14 protein-coding genes and 2 pseudogenes are annotated in these 17,457 nt (G+C 69.0%); 7 read left to right on the plus strand and 9 right to left on the minus strand.

Annotation, left to right across the window (positions count from 1 at the left end; genetic code table 11):
- Positions 1–8 precede the first annotated feature (8 nt).
- Together ACQEXA_RS48150 and ACQEXA_RS48155 are read right to left on the minus strand one after the other, a co-directional pair.
- On the minus strand, positions 9–2,492 hold the full coding sequence (locus tag ACQEXA_RS48150) for a SpoIIE family protein phosphatase (RefSeq protein ID WP_433133022.1): 2,484 nt from the start codon (positions 2,490–2,492) through the stop codon (positions 9–11).
- Between the two features lie 315 nt (positions 2,493–2,807).
- Positions 2,808–3,944, minus strand: coding sequence for a PP2C family protein-serine/threonine phosphatase (locus ACQEXA_RS48155; protein ID WP_432924184.1), 1,137 nt, complete (start codon positions 3,942–3,944; stop codon positions 2,808–2,810).
- Positions 3,945–4,421: 477 nt separating this feature from the next.
- Here ACQEXA_RS48155 and ACQEXA_RS48160 point away from each other — a divergent pair, with 477 nt between their 5' ends.
- The gene (locus tag ACQEXA_RS48160; protein ID WP_433133024.1) at positions 4,422–4,982 is read left to right on the plus strand and encodes a Fur family transcriptional regulator; all 561 of its coding nucleotides are present in this window, start codon (positions 4,422–4,424) and stop codon (positions 4,980–4,982) included.
- Positions 4,983–5,527: 545 nt separating this feature from the next.
- A complete protein-coding gene (locus ACQEXA_RS48165) occupies positions 5,528–6,169 on the plus strand; it encodes a GAF and ANTAR domain-containing protein (RefSeq protein WP_432924180.1) in 642 nt (213 codons plus the stop codon).
- A gap of 151 nt (positions 6,170–6,320) precedes the next feature.
- Here ACQEXA_RS48165 and ACQEXA_RS48170 read toward each other — a convergent pair whose 3' ends face one another.
- The 3 genes from ACQEXA_RS48170 to ACQEXA_RS48180 all read right to left on the minus strand — a co-directional run bounded on the left by ACQEXA_RS48170 (position 6,321) and on the right by ACQEXA_RS48180 (position 10,123).
- A complete protein-coding gene (locus tag ACQEXA_RS48170) occupies positions 6,321–7,115 on the minus strand; it encodes an SGNH/GDSL hydrolase family protein (protein WP_432924178.1) in 795 nt (264 codons plus the stop codon).
- A gap of 557 nt (positions 7,116–7,672) precedes the next feature.
- Positions 7,673–8,857: an acyltransferase family protein gene (locus tag ACQEXA_RS48175; protein WP_432924176.1), complete on the minus strand. Its 1,185-nt coding sequence runs from the start codon at positions 8,855–8,857 to the stop codon at positions 7,673–7,675.
- Between the two features lie 306 nt (positions 8,858–9,163).
- A complete protein-coding gene (locus ACQEXA_RS48180; RefSeq protein WP_432924174.1) occupies positions 9,164–10,123 on the minus strand; it encodes an SDR family NAD(P)-dependent oxidoreductase in 960 nt (319 codons plus the stop codon).
- 181 nt (positions 10,124–10,304) lie between these two features.
- Between ACQEXA_RS48180 and ACQEXA_RS48185 the strand changes: the two genes are divergently transcribed.
- Complete coding sequence (locus tag ACQEXA_RS48185; protein WP_432924172.1) at positions 10,305–11,189, plus strand: helix-turn-helix transcriptional regulator; 885 nt, start codon at positions 10,305–10,307, stop codon at positions 11,187–11,189.
- A gap of 135 nt (positions 11,190–11,324) precedes the next feature.
- Here ACQEXA_RS48185 and ACQEXA_RS48190 read toward each other — a convergent pair.
- Positions 11,325–11,582, minus strand: a pseudogene (locus ACQEXA_RS48190) (ABC transporter permease); the annotation flags it as partial.
- A 5-nt stretch (positions 11,583–11,587) separates the two neighbouring features.
- On the opposite strand from ACQEXA_RS48190, the pseudogene ACQEXA_RS48195 reads away from it, so the two are divergent.
- Positions 11,588–12,058, plus strand: a pseudogene (locus tag ACQEXA_RS48195) (RICIN domain-containing protein); the annotation flags it as partial.
- A 36-nt stretch (positions 12,059–12,094) separates the two neighbouring features.
- Positions 12,095–12,871, plus strand: coding sequence for a polysaccharide lyase family 7 protein (locus ACQEXA_RS48200; protein ID WP_433133026.1), 777 nt, complete (start codon positions 12,095–12,097; stop codon positions 12,869–12,871).
- 82 nt (positions 12,872–12,953) lie between these two features.
- On the opposite strand, the gene ACQEXA_RS48205 is transcribed toward ACQEXA_RS48200, so the two are convergent.
- Entirely contained in the window at positions 12,954–14,186 is a 1,233-nt protein-coding gene (locus tag ACQEXA_RS48205) for an FAD-dependent oxidoreductase (protein ID WP_432924168.1), read from the minus strand.
- 240 nt (positions 14,187–14,426) lie between these two features.
- Between ACQEXA_RS48205 and ACQEXA_RS48210 the strand changes: the two genes are divergently transcribed.
- Together ACQEXA_RS48210 and ACQEXA_RS48215 are read left to right on the plus strand one after the other, a co-directional pair.
- The gene (locus tag ACQEXA_RS48210; RefSeq protein WP_432924166.1) at positions 14,427–15,062 is read left to right on the plus strand and encodes an AAA family ATPase; all 636 of its coding nucleotides are present in this window, start codon (positions 14,427–14,429) and stop codon (positions 15,060–15,062) included.
- Positions 15,059–15,283, plus strand: a complete 225-nt coding sequence (locus ACQEXA_RS48215) for a hypothetical protein (protein WP_432924164.1) — start codon at positions 15,059–15,061, stop codon at positions 15,281–15,283. The genes ACQEXA_RS48210 and ACQEXA_RS48215 overlap by 4 nt, the downstream gene beginning before the upstream one ends.
- Positions 15,284–15,393: 110 nt before the next feature.
- Here ACQEXA_RS48215 and ACQEXA_RS48220 read toward each other — a convergent pair whose 3' ends face one another.
- Both ACQEXA_RS48220 and ACQEXA_RS48225 read right to left on the minus strand, forming a co-directional pair.
- Positions 15,394–16,749 carry a mycothione reductase gene (locus tag ACQEXA_RS48220; RefSeq protein ID WP_432924162.1) on the minus strand — a complete coding sequence of 452 codons (1,356 nt, stop codon included), beginning with the start codon at positions 16,747–16,749 and terminating at the stop codon, positions 15,394–15,396.
- A gap of 306 nt (positions 16,750–17,055) precedes the next feature.
- Complete coding sequence (locus tag ACQEXA_RS48225) at positions 17,056–17,271, minus strand: hypothetical protein (RefSeq protein WP_432924160.1); 216 nt, start codon at positions 17,269–17,271, stop codon at positions 17,056–17,058.
- Positions 17,272–17,457 lie beyond the last annotated feature (186 nt).

Below are 17,457 nucleotides of genomic sequence, written 5' to 3' on the forward strand. Positions count from 1 at the left end.
CTCCGCTCTCAGCCGGGACTGTACTCGCCCGGCGCCCCGGTGCCCGCCGCGGTCTCCGGTCCGGGGGATCGACACGCCTCGGGTCTGGAGGGAAGCGGCTGTTCACACCAGATGGTCTTGCGGTCCCGGGCATGGCGGGTGCCCCATCGCTGGGTCAACTGCGCGACCAGCAGCAGACCTCGGCCGCCCTCGTCGAAGGTGCGGGCCCGTCGCAGATGGGGCGCGGTGTTGCTGCTGTCGGAGACCTCGCAGATCAGGGCGCGGTCACGGACCAGCCGTAGATGGATGGGTGGGGCGCCGTAGCGGATCGCGTTGGTCACGAGTTCGCTTACCACCAGCTCGGTGACGAACGACGACTCCTCGAGCCGCCAGGCCTTGAGCTGCTCGGTCACGAGGGTGCGGGCATGTGCCACGTGCTCCGGCTCGGCAGGGATGACCCAGCTCGCGACCTGGTCGCGGGTGAGAGCCCGGGTCCGGGCGAGCAACAGCACGACGTCGTCCTCGGGAGGGCCGGTCAGCAACGTGTCCATGACGCGGGAACAGGCGGCTTCCAGCGACTCCGCCGCGGGCGCCAGCGCTTGGCGCAACAGGGCGAGGCCCTCGCTGATGTCCCGCCTGCCGGAGTGCACCACGAGTCCGTCGCTGTACAGAGCAAGGGTGCTGCCCTCCGCCAGTTCGAGCTCGATGTTCTCGAAGGGCAGATCCGCCACCCCGACGGGTGGCCCGATCTCCCCGGCGACGGGCTCCACCGTGCCGTCCTTGCCGATCAGGAAGGGCAGTGGGTGACCGGCGCTGGCCAGAGTGCAGTGACGGGAGACCGGGTCGTACACGGCGTACAGGCAGGTCGCGCCCCGCTCCCCGCTCGTGTCCCCGTCGCCCAGATGGACGACGAGGTCGTCGAGATGGGTGAGGAGCTCGTCGGGTGGCAGGTCGACGTCGGCGAGAGTGCGTACCGCCGTGCGCAGGCGCCCCATGGTGGCGGACGCCTGGATGCCGTGACCCACGATGTCGCCCACGACCAGCGCCACGCGCGTGCTGGACAAGGGGATGACATCGAACCAGTCCCCGCCCACGCCCGCTCGCGTGCCGGTGGGGAGATAGCGGTAGGCGACGTCCACGGCAGGCTGCTGGGGTGGTTGCTGCGGCAGCAGAGCGCGCTGCAGGGTGAGCGCGCTCTCGCGTTCGTGGGTGTACCGGCGGGCGTTGTCCATGGCGACGGCGGCTTTGACGGCCAGCCCTTCGGCGTCGGAGAGGTCCGGCGGGCCGAAGGGTGTGGAACGGGAACGCCAGAACGTGACCATCCCCAGCAGGGCGCCCTGCGTGACCAGAGGGACGATGATCATCGAATTGATCCCGGATCCGTGGAGCCTGCCCGCTTCCCGCGGCTGGTCGGAGCCGAGTGTGCAGGCGCTGAGATCGCCCACGAGTACCGCCTCCCGCAGGAAGCGGGGGCCTCGTACCGGCGGCTGGGGCCGTTGGAGCACGGTGCCGACAGGATCCAGCGGGACGTCGTCGTGGATGCCGCCGAGGGCCGCGCGTTGCAGGGGCGGTGAGTCGCCGACGGGCGCGGGTTCCGCGCTGCGCAGTACGGACACCACGAGGTCCACGGTGGCGAAGTCGGCGAAGCCTGGTACGGCCACATCGACCAGTTCCTGAGCGGTGCGCATCACGTCCAGGGTGGTACCGACCGCCATGCTCGCCTTGTAGAGCAGCTTGACGCGTCGGTACGCCTGCCGTGCGTGTCCAAGACTGGCCTCCAAGGAGTCGGCCATGGTGTTGAAGGCCGTCTCCAGCCGGCCGATCTCGTGCCTGCCGGTCATCGGCATGCGGGCGCTCAGGTCGCCCGAGGCGAGCCGTGTGGCCACGGTTGCCGCCTTGCGGACGGGCCGGACGACGACCCGGGTGACGTATCCGGAGTAGCCGGCGATGATGAGGATCGAGCATCCGGTACCCGCGGCCGCTACGGCTTTCGCCCGTCCCGCGCTCGCGTCGGCGGCGGCCTCGCGTGCCGTGACGTCGGACTGTTCCACCGCGACGTATCGGCGCAGAAGGTCCCGCAACGCGTCGATCCTGTGCTGGCCTTCGAGGGTTGCCTCCGGGCTGCCGGCTTTCGGGTCCCCGTGCCGCGCCTCGTCGATCAGAGGAATCGAGTACTGGCCGATGAATGACTGGCCGGCCCGGCTGATCTGCTGCGCCAGGTTCCGTTCGGCGAGGGTGCCGCTGGCGCGTACGAGGTCTTGGGCTTGCGTGGGGAAGCGGGCCTGCGCGGTCTTCCACATCTCGAGGAACTGGGGCTCTCTGGTGATGATGAAGCCGCGCTGGCTCGAGTCGACGTCGAAGATGAGGGAGGAGACCCGTCGGCTCTGGGCGAGAGCGGCATGGGACTGTCGTTCTGCCAACCCGGTCTCGCGCAGGTTGTCACCCGACCAGATGAAGAGCGCGAAGATGGCACTGATCAGCACCGCGAGTAGCCCACTTGCGATGGCTGTCACCTTGGCGAGACCTCGTTGTGTTCGCCTGTCGTGCTTGTGCCTGGGCATCACATACGCCTCCTCTTCCCCGCTGCCGTGCCGTCCCTTGACTGGTCAGCGGTTGAGAAAGCTCGGAATGACGTTGTGCTACTGCTTGGTTCTGCGTCCCTTCGCTTCATCGGGCTGCGGGGTAAAGCCGCTGCCGGGTGCATCGTTCTCGCCTGTCTCCTTTGCTGCCTCTGCCGTTTGATGCCTCTGCCGTGTACGGGTCCTTCACGGGCGGGAAGCGGAGCGGTCCGCGGCTCCCGCTTCCCTGCCGAGGGAGGTCGCCGCCCGTCACAGACCTTCGGTCACGACGGCTCGTCTCTGCCCGCCGGGCGACCGGTTGGGCGTCATCCATGTCTGCGGGGACTGCTGCGGCAGGGTCGGGGACGGTGAGGGCGTCTCCTGCTCGTGCTCGCCCGCCCTGAGACGGTGCACGACCAGGGCGGAGAGATCGTCGTCGTGGCTGTCGCTGTAGGTGGCCAGGTCGTGGTCGAGGCTCTCCAGGAGCTGGCGCGGCGGTTGTGAGGCCCACTGCCGGATTCGCTGTGTGAACGGGTAGAAGGTCCCGGTGCGGTCCCGGCTCTCGGTGATGCCGTCCGTGTAGAGGAGCAGGCGGTCCCCGACCGTGAAGGGAACGACGTCCACGTGGTAAGCGCCGTCGAGGAGGCCCGCCATGTTGATCGGCGGTGACGGGGCACTGGGTTCCAGTTCGTGCATCTCGCCGTCGTGCAGCAGCAGCGGGGCAGGGTGGCCGCAGTTGAGCAGTCTGACGACATACTCACTGGCGGGGATCTCCACGAGCAGCACCGTGATGAAGTGCTCGCCGGCGTCCTGGCCGACGGAGTCCTCGTAGTAGTGGTTCATATGGGATTCCAGCTCTTGCGCCAGCGCGGGAAGATCCGGCGCCCGCCGGGCGTGCGACCGGAAGGACCCGAGGATGGCCGAAGCCGCGTCGACGGCCGGAAGTCCCTTGCCCCGCACGTCTCCGAAGAGCATCCGGACCCCGTGCGGGGTGCGGTACGCCTCGTAGAAGTCTCCGCCGATCCGGGCCTGTGCGGCGCTTGCCCGGTAGAGCCCGTCGATGGTGACCTCCGCCCAGTGCTGGGACATCGGCCCCAGCAGTGCCCGCTGTGCCGTGTCGGCCACAAGGCGGACCTGGGCGAGAGTGCGTTCCTGCTTCTGTCGCTCCCGGCTGGCGTGTACACCGGCCAGGGTGATCACCGCGAGCGCACCGAAGGTGACCATGCCCGGTGTCTCGAAAAGGGCATGGTCGGCGTCTACCAGGGCCACGCCGACGCCCACGGCCAGGATCCCGATCCCAAGGGTTCCGACGGCCGAGAAGGTGGCGGCGGCCAGCGCGGGGGCCGCTCCCAGCAAGCGGTAGACCATGATGCGGTCGTCGAGGGCATTGGCGACGACCACTGCCACGATGACCAAGGGAGGGTTCAGCAACGCCGGTCTGAACCGTCGGGCGGCCGTGTTCGGTGGCCTCCTGAAGCGTGCGAGGCCTTGGCCGAGCGGGCGAATCGCGCGTCTGATGGCCGCGAGGACCGCCTTGGTCTCAGGGACCATCGTTCATCCCCAGTTCGCCGGAGCCCCGTCGGAGGCGCGTCGGATTGGGGCGGGTCGGCGTCATGCATGCCGTCGGATCGCTCATGTCTGCACGTCCAATCCGGTGCGAGGGAGCCGCGCGGCAGCGGTCGCTCCTGGAGACCGGAACTGCGTCTCACGAGCACTTGAAGACTTGTGTCCGTATTTGCCGTGCTGCTTCCCTGTTACGCTAATTTGGAGTGATTCAAGCGGCTAGAGAAGTTCACTCTATTTTAGGAACCTTTGGTGTTCTCTATGTGTAGTCTCTGGAATGACTCCAGAGCGGACGGACCTGAGAGGAACAGGACCGCAGCGATGCGGTCACCCAAGGTCGCCACCTCGGCGGAGATCATCATGAATCGCACCCCCCGGACCACAGTGGACGCGCCCACCGCCACGGTCGACCCCATGGCCGACGCCGCGATCCGGCTGCAGCGGGCCCAGCTCCGGGTCACCGCTCCACGTATGGCCGTGCTGGCCGCCGTGGAGGAACTCGGCGGTCACTCCGATGTGGACTCGATCCGCAACCGAGCACAGGGCGTGCTCGGCCGTCTCTCCCTCCAGGCCACCTACGACGTCCTGCGCGTCCTCACCGAAGCCGCTCTGCTGCGCTGCACCCACATCGCCGGCCATCGCGCGCGCTATGAGGTCGACAGGCACGACAATCACCACCACTTCGTCTGCCGGACCTGCGGCTGCGTCGTCGACGTCGAGTGCGTGATCGGCGCCGCACCCTGTCTGGAGCCGCAGCTTCCCCCCACCTACCTGATCGGCGAGGCCGCAGTGACCTTCTGGGGCACCTGTCCCGACTGTTCCGACCGGGCGGAAGGGGACAGTCCCGCGAATGACCTGTCTGAGGGCCCGGCCACCGGCTGAGGGGACCGGCGCGGCACCACGATCGAGGACATCGCCGCCGGACCGCCTCCGGTGGCGATGCCCAGCTGCTGCGACCCCCGGCCGGCTCTGCCCGCTCGGTCGACGCAGCCGCGCGATGGCAGAGCGTGACCGCCCCTCAGATGGGCACGCCCGACGCGAGAAACCGTGCACAGGGGACGTGCAGTGCGGCCAGGGTTTGGGCACTCGTCACGCTGAGAAGCAGAAAGCGCGGTCGACCACGGTCGTCACCGGTGCGCGAGCAGGCGCCGTCGGGCGTCCAGTGGCCGACGGACGGCGACACCGGTGGATCAGGTCTGCTGACCGTGCGTGACGACACGGGGGTGATGACAATGCGGTCAGACCACCCCGACCAGCCCGGCGACGGCCGGCCGTCAGGGGCGGACGAACGACTGCGCATCACTGGGATCCTGCGGACCGCCGCCAGAGGTGTCGATGTACGACGGGTTCCCGCAGCCCTGTGCCATGCCTGTCTGGGGCTGCTGCCGATCAGCGGCGCCTCCGTGTCGATCGCCGGTGGACCAGGTGTGCGGGCCACCTGGTGTGCCAGTGACAGCACGGCCGCCCGGCTGGCCGAGGCCCAGTACACCCTGGGGGACGGCCCGTGCCAGACGGCGCTGGATCGTGCCGTCCCGGTGCTCGCCGCGGACCTGGGCCGGGGGGCGGATGCCCGCCGCTGGCCTGTCTTCGCCGATGAGGCGGTGCAGCTGGGTGTGCGTGCGGTGTTCTCGCTGCCGCTCGGCGTCAGCGGCGCGGCGATCGGAACGCTCGACCTCTATCGCGAGACGGCCGGACCGCTGTCGGAACGTGAACTGAGGATCGCCCTGTGGACGCGGGACGCGGTGACGCTCGCGGTGCTGAACCTGCAGCCGGTGTATGACAGCGCCGGGCGGGGAGCCGAGGACGATGTCGCGTGGTGGGTGGATGCTTGTGAGGCCGACCACAGCGAGGTCCATCAGGCGGTCGGGATGGTGATGATGCAGCTCAATGCGGATCCCGGCCAGGCGCTGGACCGTATGCGGGCCCGTGCGTTCGTTCAGGGTCGTACGGTCAGTGAAGTGGCCCGGGACGTCGTTTCCCGCAGGCTCGGCTTCGGGCCGGAGCCGAAGGGCAGTCACGGCCAGGACAGCGGTCGGCGTGGCGGTGGTGGCGACGGACGGGGGCGGTGAACGGTGACCACCTGAACCCGCCTCACGTGCTCGTCGACGTCACGGCTGTCGCCCTTGCCGTACGGGGCCTGCATCGAACGGCGGCAGAGCCCCTGTCCACAGATCGCCGTGGACAGAGGCCCGCCAGGCGCCAGTTCGTTCGTGAGGAAGGTCAGCTGTTCGCGTTCAGCACGGGGTAGTAACCGCTCGAGTGGCCGGTTGCGGTCGGGTGGTACGACTCCCAGCTCGGTGAGACCACCAGGGAGTGCAGCCAGCCGTCGCCGGAGCACAGCTCATGCCCGCTGAAGCCGTTGCGTACGTCGCCGAAGACGAAGCCGTGCGCGGCCGCGCGGCTGGCGATGACGTTGTCGAGGACGTCGGCGGCCTCGTCGATCTTGCGGTGTTTGGTGTCGCTGAGACCGACGCAGAAGACGTTGAGGGTGTACATGTGCGGGTAACCCAGTACGACCACCTTGGCGTTGGGCGCCTTGGCACGGATGGCGTTGTAGGTGGCGTCCAGACGGGCGGGAAGCGTGTTCTGAGCGTAGCTCTCGGCCTGGCTGACCCGGTTGACGCAGTCGGAGTCGGAGCCGGCCACGCAGGTGGTCATGACATCCGAGAACCCGGCGTCATTGCCCCCGATGGTGAGGGAGACGAGTCCGGTGGAGGAGTTCAGCGGACCGAGCTGATTGTTCGTCACATCGGTGGTGACTGCGCCCGAGCATGAGGTGTCGGCGAACGAGGACGGGGCGTGGGCGTTCTTCCACAGGTACGGGTAGGCGCTGAAGCTGCGGTGGCAGGAGCCGCTCGAACTGTCGTAGTTACCTGCGCCGTTACCGGCCGAGTACGAGTCTCCCAGGGCGACGTACGCGGGCCCGGCAGCGTAGGCCGGACCACCGATGACCAGGCTGAACATGATCGCGACGCTCAGCGTGGCAAGAGCTGACAGCGACTTGATGCGTCTCACGGAACCTCCCGGAGCGGGAATGCTGGCTCTCATTTGGTACAACCAGCAACGACTCAGCGGAAGTGTTCATGTCAAAGATTCTTTGCGCGTAGACACCCCGTTCATGCCAGATAGGCGCGTGATTCGGCCAACGGGCCTGAAGCGTGCGGTTGAGATGTGCCCAGCTCAGAAGTGCAGCTCAAGGAGGCCGAGTCGGGGACTGATTCGGCGTCAGTTGCGGAGCCCCCTCCAGCGTGTCGCGCCAAGACTGCCGGGGCCGCCCGAGGGGGCGCGCCGGGGCGCTCCCCCGTCGGGCCCCGCGGTTCAGGTCGAACGGCGGCAGGCCGCAGGGCGCTTCGAGGGCGTGGACCTGGCCCTGCTGACCACCACCGGCGCCGGTGCCGTTTCGGCTCGGCGCCTCGCGACGCTCACACACCCTCAAGCTCCACTTGAGGCAGAGGCTTCACTCAAGAGGAGCAGCAGGGAGCGTGCGGTCGGGGAGCTGAGGCGCCGTCGGCCGCCCGGACGTGCGGAGCGGCCATCGCCCGGCCTGGCTCGAGCCGGGCCGGCCGGACGTCTCAGTCGGGCGCAGCGCGCGAAGCGTCACGGTCGGGCTTGCTCGGCTCCGACCCGGCGGTCGCCGGTGCCGGAAGCTTCTTGGCCGGACGGCGACTGCGGAGCAGCAGCCGTCTTGCGGGACGCTCCACCGCCTCGTACAGGACCCAGGACAGGCCGAGCGACACGGTGAACGCGACGGCGGTGGCGGCCAGGGCCCCCAGCAGGCCGAAGCGCGGCGAGGTGCCGAGCAGATCGGTGCCCGCCCGCAGGACCAGCAGGTGGACCATGTAGAAGGCGAACGAGAGTTCGCCCAGCCGTACCATCCGCCGGTTGCGCCACAGCGAGGGCAGGTCGTGCAGGTCTGCGACGGCGGCCGCCGGGATGAGCAGAGCGAAGCCCACGATGGTGCAGGTCGTGGCCGGATACCCGGCGGTGACCTGCGGGACGAAGAAGTAGCCGATGAGGGCCAGCGCAAGAGAGGCCTCAAGGCCGGGTCCACGCCAGCGGCCGAGCAGCACCAGCCGGGCGAGGGCGGCACCGAGGACGAACTCGGGCAGTCGAGCGGCGGGGAAGGAATTGAGCGGCTGGCCCAGCGTGTCGTGCGCGTCCGCCCAGGCCAGGGCAAGTACCGCCAGCACCGATCCGCCGGCCACGGCCGCCGCTCCCCGGGTGCCGACGCGGCGCAGCAGAAGGACCAGCAGCGGGAAGGCCGCGTAGAAGAAGGCCTCGCAGGTCAGCGACCAGCTGACCGGGTTCAGCGTCTGCCACCACGGGCGCCACCAGGAATGTACCAGAAGCACATTGGCCAGTGCCTGGGTCGGTGTCGGTCTTGCCTGATGGGCCAGCGTGTAGGCCATGAACAGGGCGATCACGACGGTGGCCAGATGGACCGGGTAGATACGGGCGAAGCGCCGCCGCCAGAAGGCGAGGGGACGGTCGTTCGGCCGCACCGACCACATCAGTACGAATCCGGACAGCACGAAGAAGAACGACACACCGTTCGCTCCGGCCCCGAACGCCCACGTCATGATGTGGTCGCCGGTGCCTGAGAAGTAGCCGAAATTGCGCACGTGCAGTCCGAAGACCAGCAGCGCGGCCACCCACCGCAGTCCGGTGAGGGACGGCAACACGGGCACCGTCGGAGGAGCCTTGGCGCGGGTCGCGGTGGCCGACGGGTCGCGTACCGCCTTGGTCGCCGTCGTCATCGAGTCACCTGCCTGGGGGCGTTTGTGCATGGCATGGAGGGGCACCTTGCCCGCTCGCGGTTTTTCAATCCGGTCCCGTAGGCAATGTCACACTGGCGTGGACGAGTACCGAAGCTGCACGTCGGCGTTTCTCCAAAGGTCCGAAAAGGGCCGGGCGGCCGGAGCCCGCTGTGGACCCGGTCCGGCCGGACCGCGCAGGGGGCGCGTCCGGCACATGACCAGCGGCGGGGGGAGTCTCGTGGGATCCGCTGCGGACGGACCGGGAAGCGCCCGTGACGAAACCGGTTCGGCGGAATCCGCTACTCCTCAGTTGGCGGCGGAGGAGAGCATGTCGAGGGAGACCTGCCACAGACGGGCGGCGCTCCGCTCGTCCAGGGCGTAGCCGGCCACGCCGCGGCGAAGACCGGGCTGGTGCGGACCGGCCTCGTTACAGTCCTCGAAGTACCTGCCGGTGACGCCTGCCACCAGTGGGGATGCGGCGAGCAGAACAGATGTGGCGGCGCCCTGCTCGATGTTCTTCACGGACACCCCGGAGTTCTTGCCGGGCTCGAAGGAGGCCGGGGCGTTGGTCGGGGTGCCGATGTGCCGGGCGAGGTTGGTCTCGGCGATGCGCCCCGGGTTGAGCGCGTTGACGCTGATGCCGTCGTCGGCCCAGCGCTTCGCCGCCTCCACTGCGAACAGGATGTTCGCCGTCTTGGACTGGCTGTAGGCGGCCCAGGCGTCGTACGGGTCCCGTTCGAAATGGATGTCGTCGAAGCGGACGTCCCCGTTGATGTGCCCCACCGAACTGACGACGACGACGCGTGCGCCGGCGGCCGCCTTCAGCGCGTCGTGCAGACCGGTCGTCAAGGCGAAGTGCCCGAGGTGGTTGGTGGCGAACTGGAGTTCCCACCCCTCGGCGGTACGGGTCTCGGGGGAGGCCATCACTCCCGCGTTGTTCACCAGAATGTGCAGCGGGCCACGCCAGTCCGCGACGAATGCCCTGATCGACGGCCGGTCGTCCAGGTCCAGGGGCGCGACCAGGACCCGGTCGTTGCCCGTGCCGGCGCTGATGTCCTCGGCGACCTTCTTACCCGCTTCGAGATCGCGTACGGCGAGGGTCACCTCGGCCCCCGCGGCCGCCAGGGCACGCGCGGTTTCCACGCCGATGCCCGAGGACCCTCCGGTCACGATCGCCCGGAGTCCGGTGAGATCGACACCCTTGACCACCTCGGCGGCGGTGGTCTGGGCGCCGAACGGTGTGGTGATGCGTCCGTCGTCGGTCATGAAGATCAGCCTTTCCCTGTGTCCCCCGCCTCGCGGCAGGGCCCGGAATCCTTCCGGATGACTCCATGGAATCAGCCGAAATCGCTGGTCAGAGGGCCACAAGGGGTACGCTCCGACCGGGGGCCCAGCAGTACCCCTTTCGCCGGCCATCCGGGCGGTCCGGCGGCGTAGCGTGGCACGCATGAGTGCACACGATGCTGCGACCGGCGGCCCCATGAGCGAGCTCGGGGAGTTCCTTCGGACCCGCCGGGCGAAGATCTCACCGGTGGAGGCCGGCCTGCCCCCCGCCTCCACGGTCCGTCGTGTGCCGGGGCTGCGTCGCGAGGAGGTCGCCCATCTCGCCGGCGTCAGCGTCGACTACTACGTACGTCTGGAACGCGGACGCGGAACCAACGTCTCCGATGCCGTCCTCGACGCCGTCGCACGGGCGCTGGGACTGAGCGGCGACGAACGCAGTCATCTGTTCGCTCTGGCGAGGCCGACCCGGCGCCGGCCTCGTCCGCTGCCGCCGCAACGGGTGCGCCCCGCGCTGTACCGGCTCCTGGACAAGCTGACCGACGTACCGGCGCTGGTCATCGGCCGCCGCACCGACGTCCTGGCCACCAATCGCCTGTTCCGGGCCCTGTACACGGACTTCGACGCACTGCCCCGGCGAGAGCGCAACATGGCGCGGTTCATCTTCCTCGACGATGCCGCCCGCAGCCTCTACGACGACTGGGAGGGCATCGCCCGCTCGAGCGTCGCCGCCCTGCACCTCTACGCCGGTCAGCACCCGCACGACCCGCAGCTCGCCGAACTCGTCGGTGAACTGTCGCTGAAAGACACCGACTTCCGGACCTGGTGGGCCGATCACGACATCAAGCGCCGTACGTACGGAACCAAGCACTTCCACCATCCGTTGGTCGGCGACCTGACCCTGGACTACGAAGCGCTGGCCGTCACCGGCGACCCGGACCAGATCCTCGGCCTCTACACCGCTGAACCCGGCAGCGCGTCCGAAGAGGCTCTGGGCCTCCTCGCGAGCTGGACCGGCGAACCACTGGTGGACCCGCACCCGGCCGCCTGACGACCGCGCCCGTCGACGTGGCGACCCACGCGAAGCCCTGAGCAGGCAGCGAGGCCCCGAGCGCCGTCGGCGCCCGGGGCCGGGCGATGGCGCCGCTGCACGCCGGAGCGTCCGACTCGGCCTCGCCGCCCGGGGTTACAACACGCGTTGACGGCACCCGAGCCAGGTCTGTGCGACGACCACGACCGCCAGGAACGCGCCGCTGACGACCTGTTGGTAGGCGGAGTCCAGGGAGCCGATCTGGTTGATCACGTTCTGGATCACCTTCAACAGGGCCACGCCGACGAGCGAGCCGCTGATGAAACCGAACCCGCCCGTGAGCAGAGTGCCGCCGATGACGACCGCCGAGATCGCCTCGAGTTCCATCCCGGAGCCGAGGATCGTCACACCCGAGACGGCTCTGCGGAGCCGGTGACACCCAGCCGCCCTCCGACCCGATCTCCGACACCGCCTGGTACACCGTGCGGAACTCCGGCAACGGGACGTGCGTGGACGCGCGAGCCGCCGCCACCGCCAACGGCACCGTCGTCCAGCAGTACACCTGCAACAACACCGTGGCGCAGCAGTTCCAGTTCCGCTCGACCGACAGCGGCTACTCCCGTATCGCCGCCCGCGGCAACCCCCAGCAGGTCATCGACGTCACCGACCGCTCGCAGGCGGAGAACGCGCCACTGCAACTGTGGTCCTACGCCGACGGCCAGAACCAGCAGTGGAAGCCGGTCCAGGAGACGGGCGGGCGCTACCACTTCGTCGCCCGCCACAGCGGCAAGTGCCTCAGTGCCGCCGCCACGGCCGGCAACAGCGTCCAGCTGACCCAGCGCAGCTGCGACGGATCAGCCGCCCAGAGCTTCCAGTTGACCGCGCACTGACCCCGCTCTCCTCCCGACTCCTCGGAAGGCCCCCACATGACCCGTTCCAAGTTCCTCGCGGCGGCGACAGTCGCGTGTGTCGTCGGCGCGCTGGCGGTCTTCGGCGGTGGCAGCGCCGACGCCGCAGACCCGAACGTCGCGCCCGGCGGCAACCTCGACCTGTCGATCTGGCAGTTGCAGGAGCCGATCGGCTCGCCGGGCTCCCCGACCACCATCCCGTCGTCCCGGCTCCAGGGACCCAACGGCTACCAGGACGCCTACTTCTACACCGATTCGCGCGACGGTGCGATGACATTCTGGGCCCCGGAGAAGGGCGTCACCACGCCCAACTCCAACTACGCCCGCTCGGAACTCCGGGAGATGAACCGCGACGGCAGCGCCGCGAACTGGTCGCTCAGCGGTACCCACCGGTTGAACGCGACCCTGCGCGTGGTGTCGGTGACGTCCAACGTGTGCGTAGGGCAGATCCACCTCGGCACCGGGGGGTCGTCCACCAAGCCGCTCCTGGAGCTGTACTACCACTCCAACGGCGACATCGTGCTGGGCACCGAGAACTCCCCGTCCGGCGGCCAGACATTGCACACGGTGGGGCACGTGTCCATCGGCAAGACCTGGCGGTACACCATCGGCGTCTCCGGCGGGAACACCATCGACCTGACGGTCAACGGCAGCACCACCCACTACGCCATCCCGTCGTCCTTCAAGCCGTACAAGCAGTACTTCAAGGCCGGCTCCTACAACCAGTCGTCCTCGGACAGCACCACGAAGGGAGCCAGGGTCGCCTTCTACGGACTGACCGTCTCCCACAGCTGATCGACCGCACGGACGGGGCCGTTCCTCACTGCCTGTGTCGCTCGCAGGCGGCAGTGGGGAGCGGTCCCGTCCGTGCGCCGCCTCACCGCACCGACGCGGCAGGCGGACGCTCGCGCAGCGCGCCGTAGCCGATGAAGTACGCCGGTACCCGCTTGACCCACGGTGACGTGGTGAGCAGGTCGCCCACCCGCTCCGCCCGCCTGGCGTTTCCGAGGGGCGGCCGTCCCGCGAACACGGGCGCGATGACCCGCGCGTGAGCGATCCGCTGCAGTGCCTGCGTCGCGGCCGTGGTTGCCCACCGGCGCCGCTGAACGCCGCGTACGTCTTTTACGCCGACCGCACCCCTGCGCAGCGGTTCGACCAGATACCGTGCGGCGGCCACCGCGTCCTCCACGGCGAGGTTGATGCCGATGCCGAAGACCGGTGACATCGCGTGGGCCGCGTCGCCGATGCACAGCAGGCCAGGGCGGTGCCAGCGCCGGAGGCGGTCGAGCCGTACGTCGAGCATCTTCACCTCGTCCCACGACCGCAGCGCATCCGTCCGGTCCGCCAGCCAGGGCACGGCTCCCGAGAACTCGGCCATGAACCGGTCGAGTCCGGCGGCGCGACGCTCGGCGTCGGTCCCCTTGGGGATCAGCACGGCACACTGCCAGTACTCCCCACGGTCGATCAGTGCGGTGAGGATGCGGTCGCCGGCACCTCCCACCAGGCCCTGCGGGTCGCCTTCCCGTCGTGGCAGCCGGAACCACCAGGCGTCCATGGGACAGGTGAACTCCTGCAACCCCAGTTCGGGCCTGGACCTGGCCAGCGAACCCCGGCCGTCGCAGGCCACCGTGAGGGTGGCCCGCAGTTCGCCGGTGCGGCCGTCCTGCGTGCGGTACCGCACGCCGGTGACCCGTCCGTGTTCCAGCAGGAAGGACGTCGCCTCGGTGTTCATGCGCAGAGAGAAGGACGGCTCCTTGCGTGCCTCGTCGGCGAGCAGGTCGAGCAGATCCCACTGCGGCACCATCGCCACGTAGTTGTACGGGCCCGGCAGGACGTTGATGTCCGAGACGGTGATCAGCGCCCCTTCCGCGCCGAGAGGCAGCTGTACCGTGTCCACCCGACGTTGCGGCAGACGGGAGAAACGCTCGGCCAGACCGAGGTCGTCCAGCAGCGCCAGAGTCGAGGGATGGACGGTGTCACCGCGGAAGTCGCGCAGGAAATCGCCGTGCTTCTCCAGGACCGTCACGGCGACGCCGGCCCGGGCCAGCAGCAGACCGAGGACCATTCCGGCGGGCCCGCCGCCCACCACACAGCACGTCGTCTGCTCCATCGCAGCCCTTCCCTTCGTTTCCGTTCGCTTCCCATTGCTTCGCTTCGGTGACATCCGCGCCCCACGCCGACACCAGGTGAATCCCCAGTCCGCGACGTGTCGTCACACACGACACTCTCGCGGCCCGGCGGCCCCGGCACTGGCCCATACGAGTGATCCACCGCGCGGCAGGGTGAACGGCGTGTCCTTGCGCCCCGCGCCGACGGCGACCAGCCGCTCGCGACCACTAGCGTCCCCCCTGTGTCGCTGAGCTACGCCTTTGTGAATCTGAAGCCCGGAGTGGGAAAGACGACCAGCGCGGTCTGGTTGGCCCACGCACTTCACGAGTCCGGTATCTCACCCCTTCTGGTCGACAGTGACCCCGCCTCCTCGGCGTTGCGCTGGAGCGAGTTGGCGGGTGGCTTCCCGTTTCCTGTGATCGCCCTCCCGGTGGGTGATGTGCACCGGCGCGTGAACGACTTCCTCGGCCACCGGCAGGCCGTGGTGTTCGACGCCCCGCAGATGGAGGACCACGCGCACATCGCCCGCAGCATCATGAGATACGCGAGCGAGTGGATCGTGCCGGTGACCCCGGCCCCCATCGAGCTGGACCGCATGGCACCCATCGGCGGTGAGATGGGCGACGTGCAGTCGTTGCGCGCCCGGCCGGCCCGTGCGGCCGTCCTGCTGAACCGCACGAATCGTGCCGACGCCACGCGCACCGGTCCCGATGCCGACGCGCGCGAAGCCCTCACCGAGCGGGGATTCGACGTGCTGTCCACCCATATTCCGCGGCTCGACCTGTACGCCCAGTCATTCGGCGGCCCCGTCGAGGTCAAGGGCTCGGCGTACATGGACCTCGCGGACGAACTCATCAAGCGTCAGGACAAGGCGTGAACCAGCGCAAGGACACCTACCGAGCCGCCCTGCAGCGCGAACCGGACGCTGCTGCACCGCGTCCCGCCAAGGTCACCCGCCTGCACACCCGATACGTGCGGGTGACCATCGAGCTCGACACCGCCCTGTCACGGGACCTGATCCAATGGGTGGGGGCTCCGGTGTCCGCGATCGCGCGCGCAGGTGCCGCGGTACTGCGACCTCTGCGCCGCACCACCTGACGGGGCAGGAACCGGGGCTGCACCCCGCTTGAGCAGGGCGTCATCGGGGTACGGTCATGGCGCCCCTCCAGGGGGCGAGTCGGACCCGTGCACGCGCGACCCGTTCACAGTCACAGGGCCAGCAGGGCCTGTTCCACGACCTCGGTGAGTGCCGGGTGGATGTACAGCACGTCCCGGGCGATGCGGTCCACTGTCAGGTTCAGCGTCATCGCCTGGATCAGGGGCTGGATGAGTGTCGCGGCCTGTGTGCCGATGATGTGTGCGCCGAGGATCATCCGGTCGTGAGGGTTCGCCAGGACCTTCACGAAGCTGGTGGTGTCCTCCAGTGCCCATCCGTACGCGGTCGCCGCGTAGTCGCGGACACTCACCAGGTACTCGATCCCGCGGCGGCTTGCCTCCTGCTCGGTCAGTCCGGCACTCGCGATCTGCGGGTCGGTGAAGACGGCATGCGGGGTGATCTTGTAGGGGAGCGTGTGGAGGTCCTGCGGATGGAGGATGTTGTGCCGCACGACACGCGACTCGGCATTCGCCATGTGCTTGAGCTGGAAGTGATTGGCCACGTCGCCGAGTGCCCAGACCCCCGGCACCGAAGTGCGGTAGGCGCTGTCGGTCGTGATGTGGCCGTGTTCGTCGAGTTCCAGGCCTCCGGCGGCCGCGTCCAGGCGGTCGGTGTTGGGCCGGCGGCCGACGCTGACCAGTAGCGCCGCGGCCCTGACGACATGCTCGCCGTCCGGACACGACACGGTGAGTGTCACGCCCTCCGGGCTCGGTTCGACGGAGGTGACCGCGGCGTCGAGAAGCACGCGGTGGCGCCGCGACGCGAGTTCGGTGAACCGCGCCGAGATCTGCTCGTCCTCTCCGGTCAGCAGGCGCGGCCCCCGCTGCACGATCGTGACATCGCTGCCGAACGCGCCGAACACATGGCTGAACTCGGCCGCGATGAAACCGCCGCCGATGACGGCCAGGGATGCGGGCACCTCGTCGATCCGCATGATGGTGTCCGAGGTGTGGTAGGCCACGGAGTCGAGGCCGGGGATGTCCGGCACCACAGGTCGTGACCCGACGGAGATGACGAACGTGTCGGCGGTGATCCGCTCGTTTCCGACCTCGAGCACCTTCGGCGCGACAAAGCGTCCTTCCTCGGTGTAGACATCGATGCCGTTGTTCCTGCGATACGTCAGCGCGCTGTCGTGCAGCGGATCGATGCGGTGGAAGATCCGGTCGCGGATGGCGGTCCAGTCCACGTGGTCGACGCTCGCGTGGACACCGAGCCGTGCTGACGCCCGCGCGCCCCTGGCCGCGTCGGCCGCGAGGACGAACATCTTGCTCGGAATGCAGCCTCTGTTGAGGCAGGTGCCGCCGAAACGGCCCGGTTCCACGACGGCGGTGCGCAGACGGGCGAGTTCATCGCCGAGCAGCATGTTGCCGGTGCCCGCCCCCACGACCACAAGATCGTAATGCCGCACGCCCGTCCACCTTTCGTCGGTGAGATGTGTGGCCTTGCAGCGCATGGCCGTCCGGCGGGACCGTGCATCATCTCGACCCGCGTTCCGGCCTCACCACAGCTTCCGAACACATGCGTTTTGAGTAGTTATCACGGAAAACGGCGCGTCTGTCGGTAATGCCACCGTGAAACATGGCCCGCCCCCCGTGCTGGTGGCTGTATCCGGCACACGGACGAGTCCCGGACGTGGAGGAGATGCCGGCCGCCCAGGGCAGGCCGCGTTCCTCCGGGCCCGGGCGCAAGCCGATGGCGTGACCGGAATCCGGCTTCAGGGCAGGGCGATGCCGTCCAGCTTTCCGGCCTTGGCGTCGTCGACGAGCGACGAGAACTGGTCGGCGCTCATCTGGACGCGCTGGCCGAAGTCATCGGTGAGCACGATCCGGCGGTCGGACGGTGCGCTCGGGTCGACGAACAACTGCGGACAGCCGCAGTTGCAGTTGCCGCAGAACGTGGCGACGGGCTGCAGCCCGCTGATGTCGGTCATGCTTGCTACCTCCGTGGGCGTGCCGTTGCGGCGCGCCGGTGTCCGGGACCGGCGGTCGCGGGGACTGCCCGAGGGATACCCGGCGTGCCGTGGGAAGACGCGCGTGTCACCCGTGTGCCGGGGCGCCGGGGAAGGGGGACGGCGTGCGCTCGCGCTTCCCGGCCCTCGCACCGGCTCGCATCACGC

Source organism: Streptomyces sp. CA-106110, assembly GCF_050936285.1.
In the GTDB taxonomy this organism is placed as follows: Bacteria; Actinomycetota; Actinomycetes; order Streptomycetales; family Streptomycetaceae; genus Streptomyces.

Bases quoted from the DNA above. Each gene is read 5' to 3' on its own strand.
- ACQEXA_RS48160 (WP_433133024.1), top strand. From the start codon at position 4,422: ATGCGGTCACCCAAGGTCGCCACCTCGGCGGAGATCATCATGAATCGC.
- ACQEXA_RS48175 (WP_432924176.1), bottom strand. From the start codon at position 8,857: ATGACGACGGCGACCAAGGCGGTACGCGACCCGTCGGCCACCGCGACC.
- ACQEXA_RS48180 (WP_432924174.1), bottom strand. From the start codon at position 10,123: ATGACCGACGACGGACGCATCACCACACCGTTCGGCGCCCAGACCACC.
- ACQEXA_RS48185 (WP_432924172.1), top strand. From the start codon at position 10,305: ATGAGTGCACACGATGCTGCGACCGGCGGCCCCATGAGCGAGCTCGGG.
- ACQEXA_RS48200 (WP_433133026.1), top strand. From the start codon at position 12,095: ATGACCCGTTCCAAGTTCCTCGCGGCGGCGACAGTCGCGTGTGTCGTC.
- ACQEXA_RS48205 (WP_432924168.1), bottom strand. From the start codon at position 14,186: ATGGAGCAGACGACGTGCTGTGTGGTGGGCGGCGGGCCCGCCGGAATG.
- ACQEXA_RS48225 (WP_432924160.1), bottom strand. From the start codon at position 17,271: ATGACCGACATCAGCGGGCTGCAGCCCGTCGCCACGTTCTGCGGCAAC.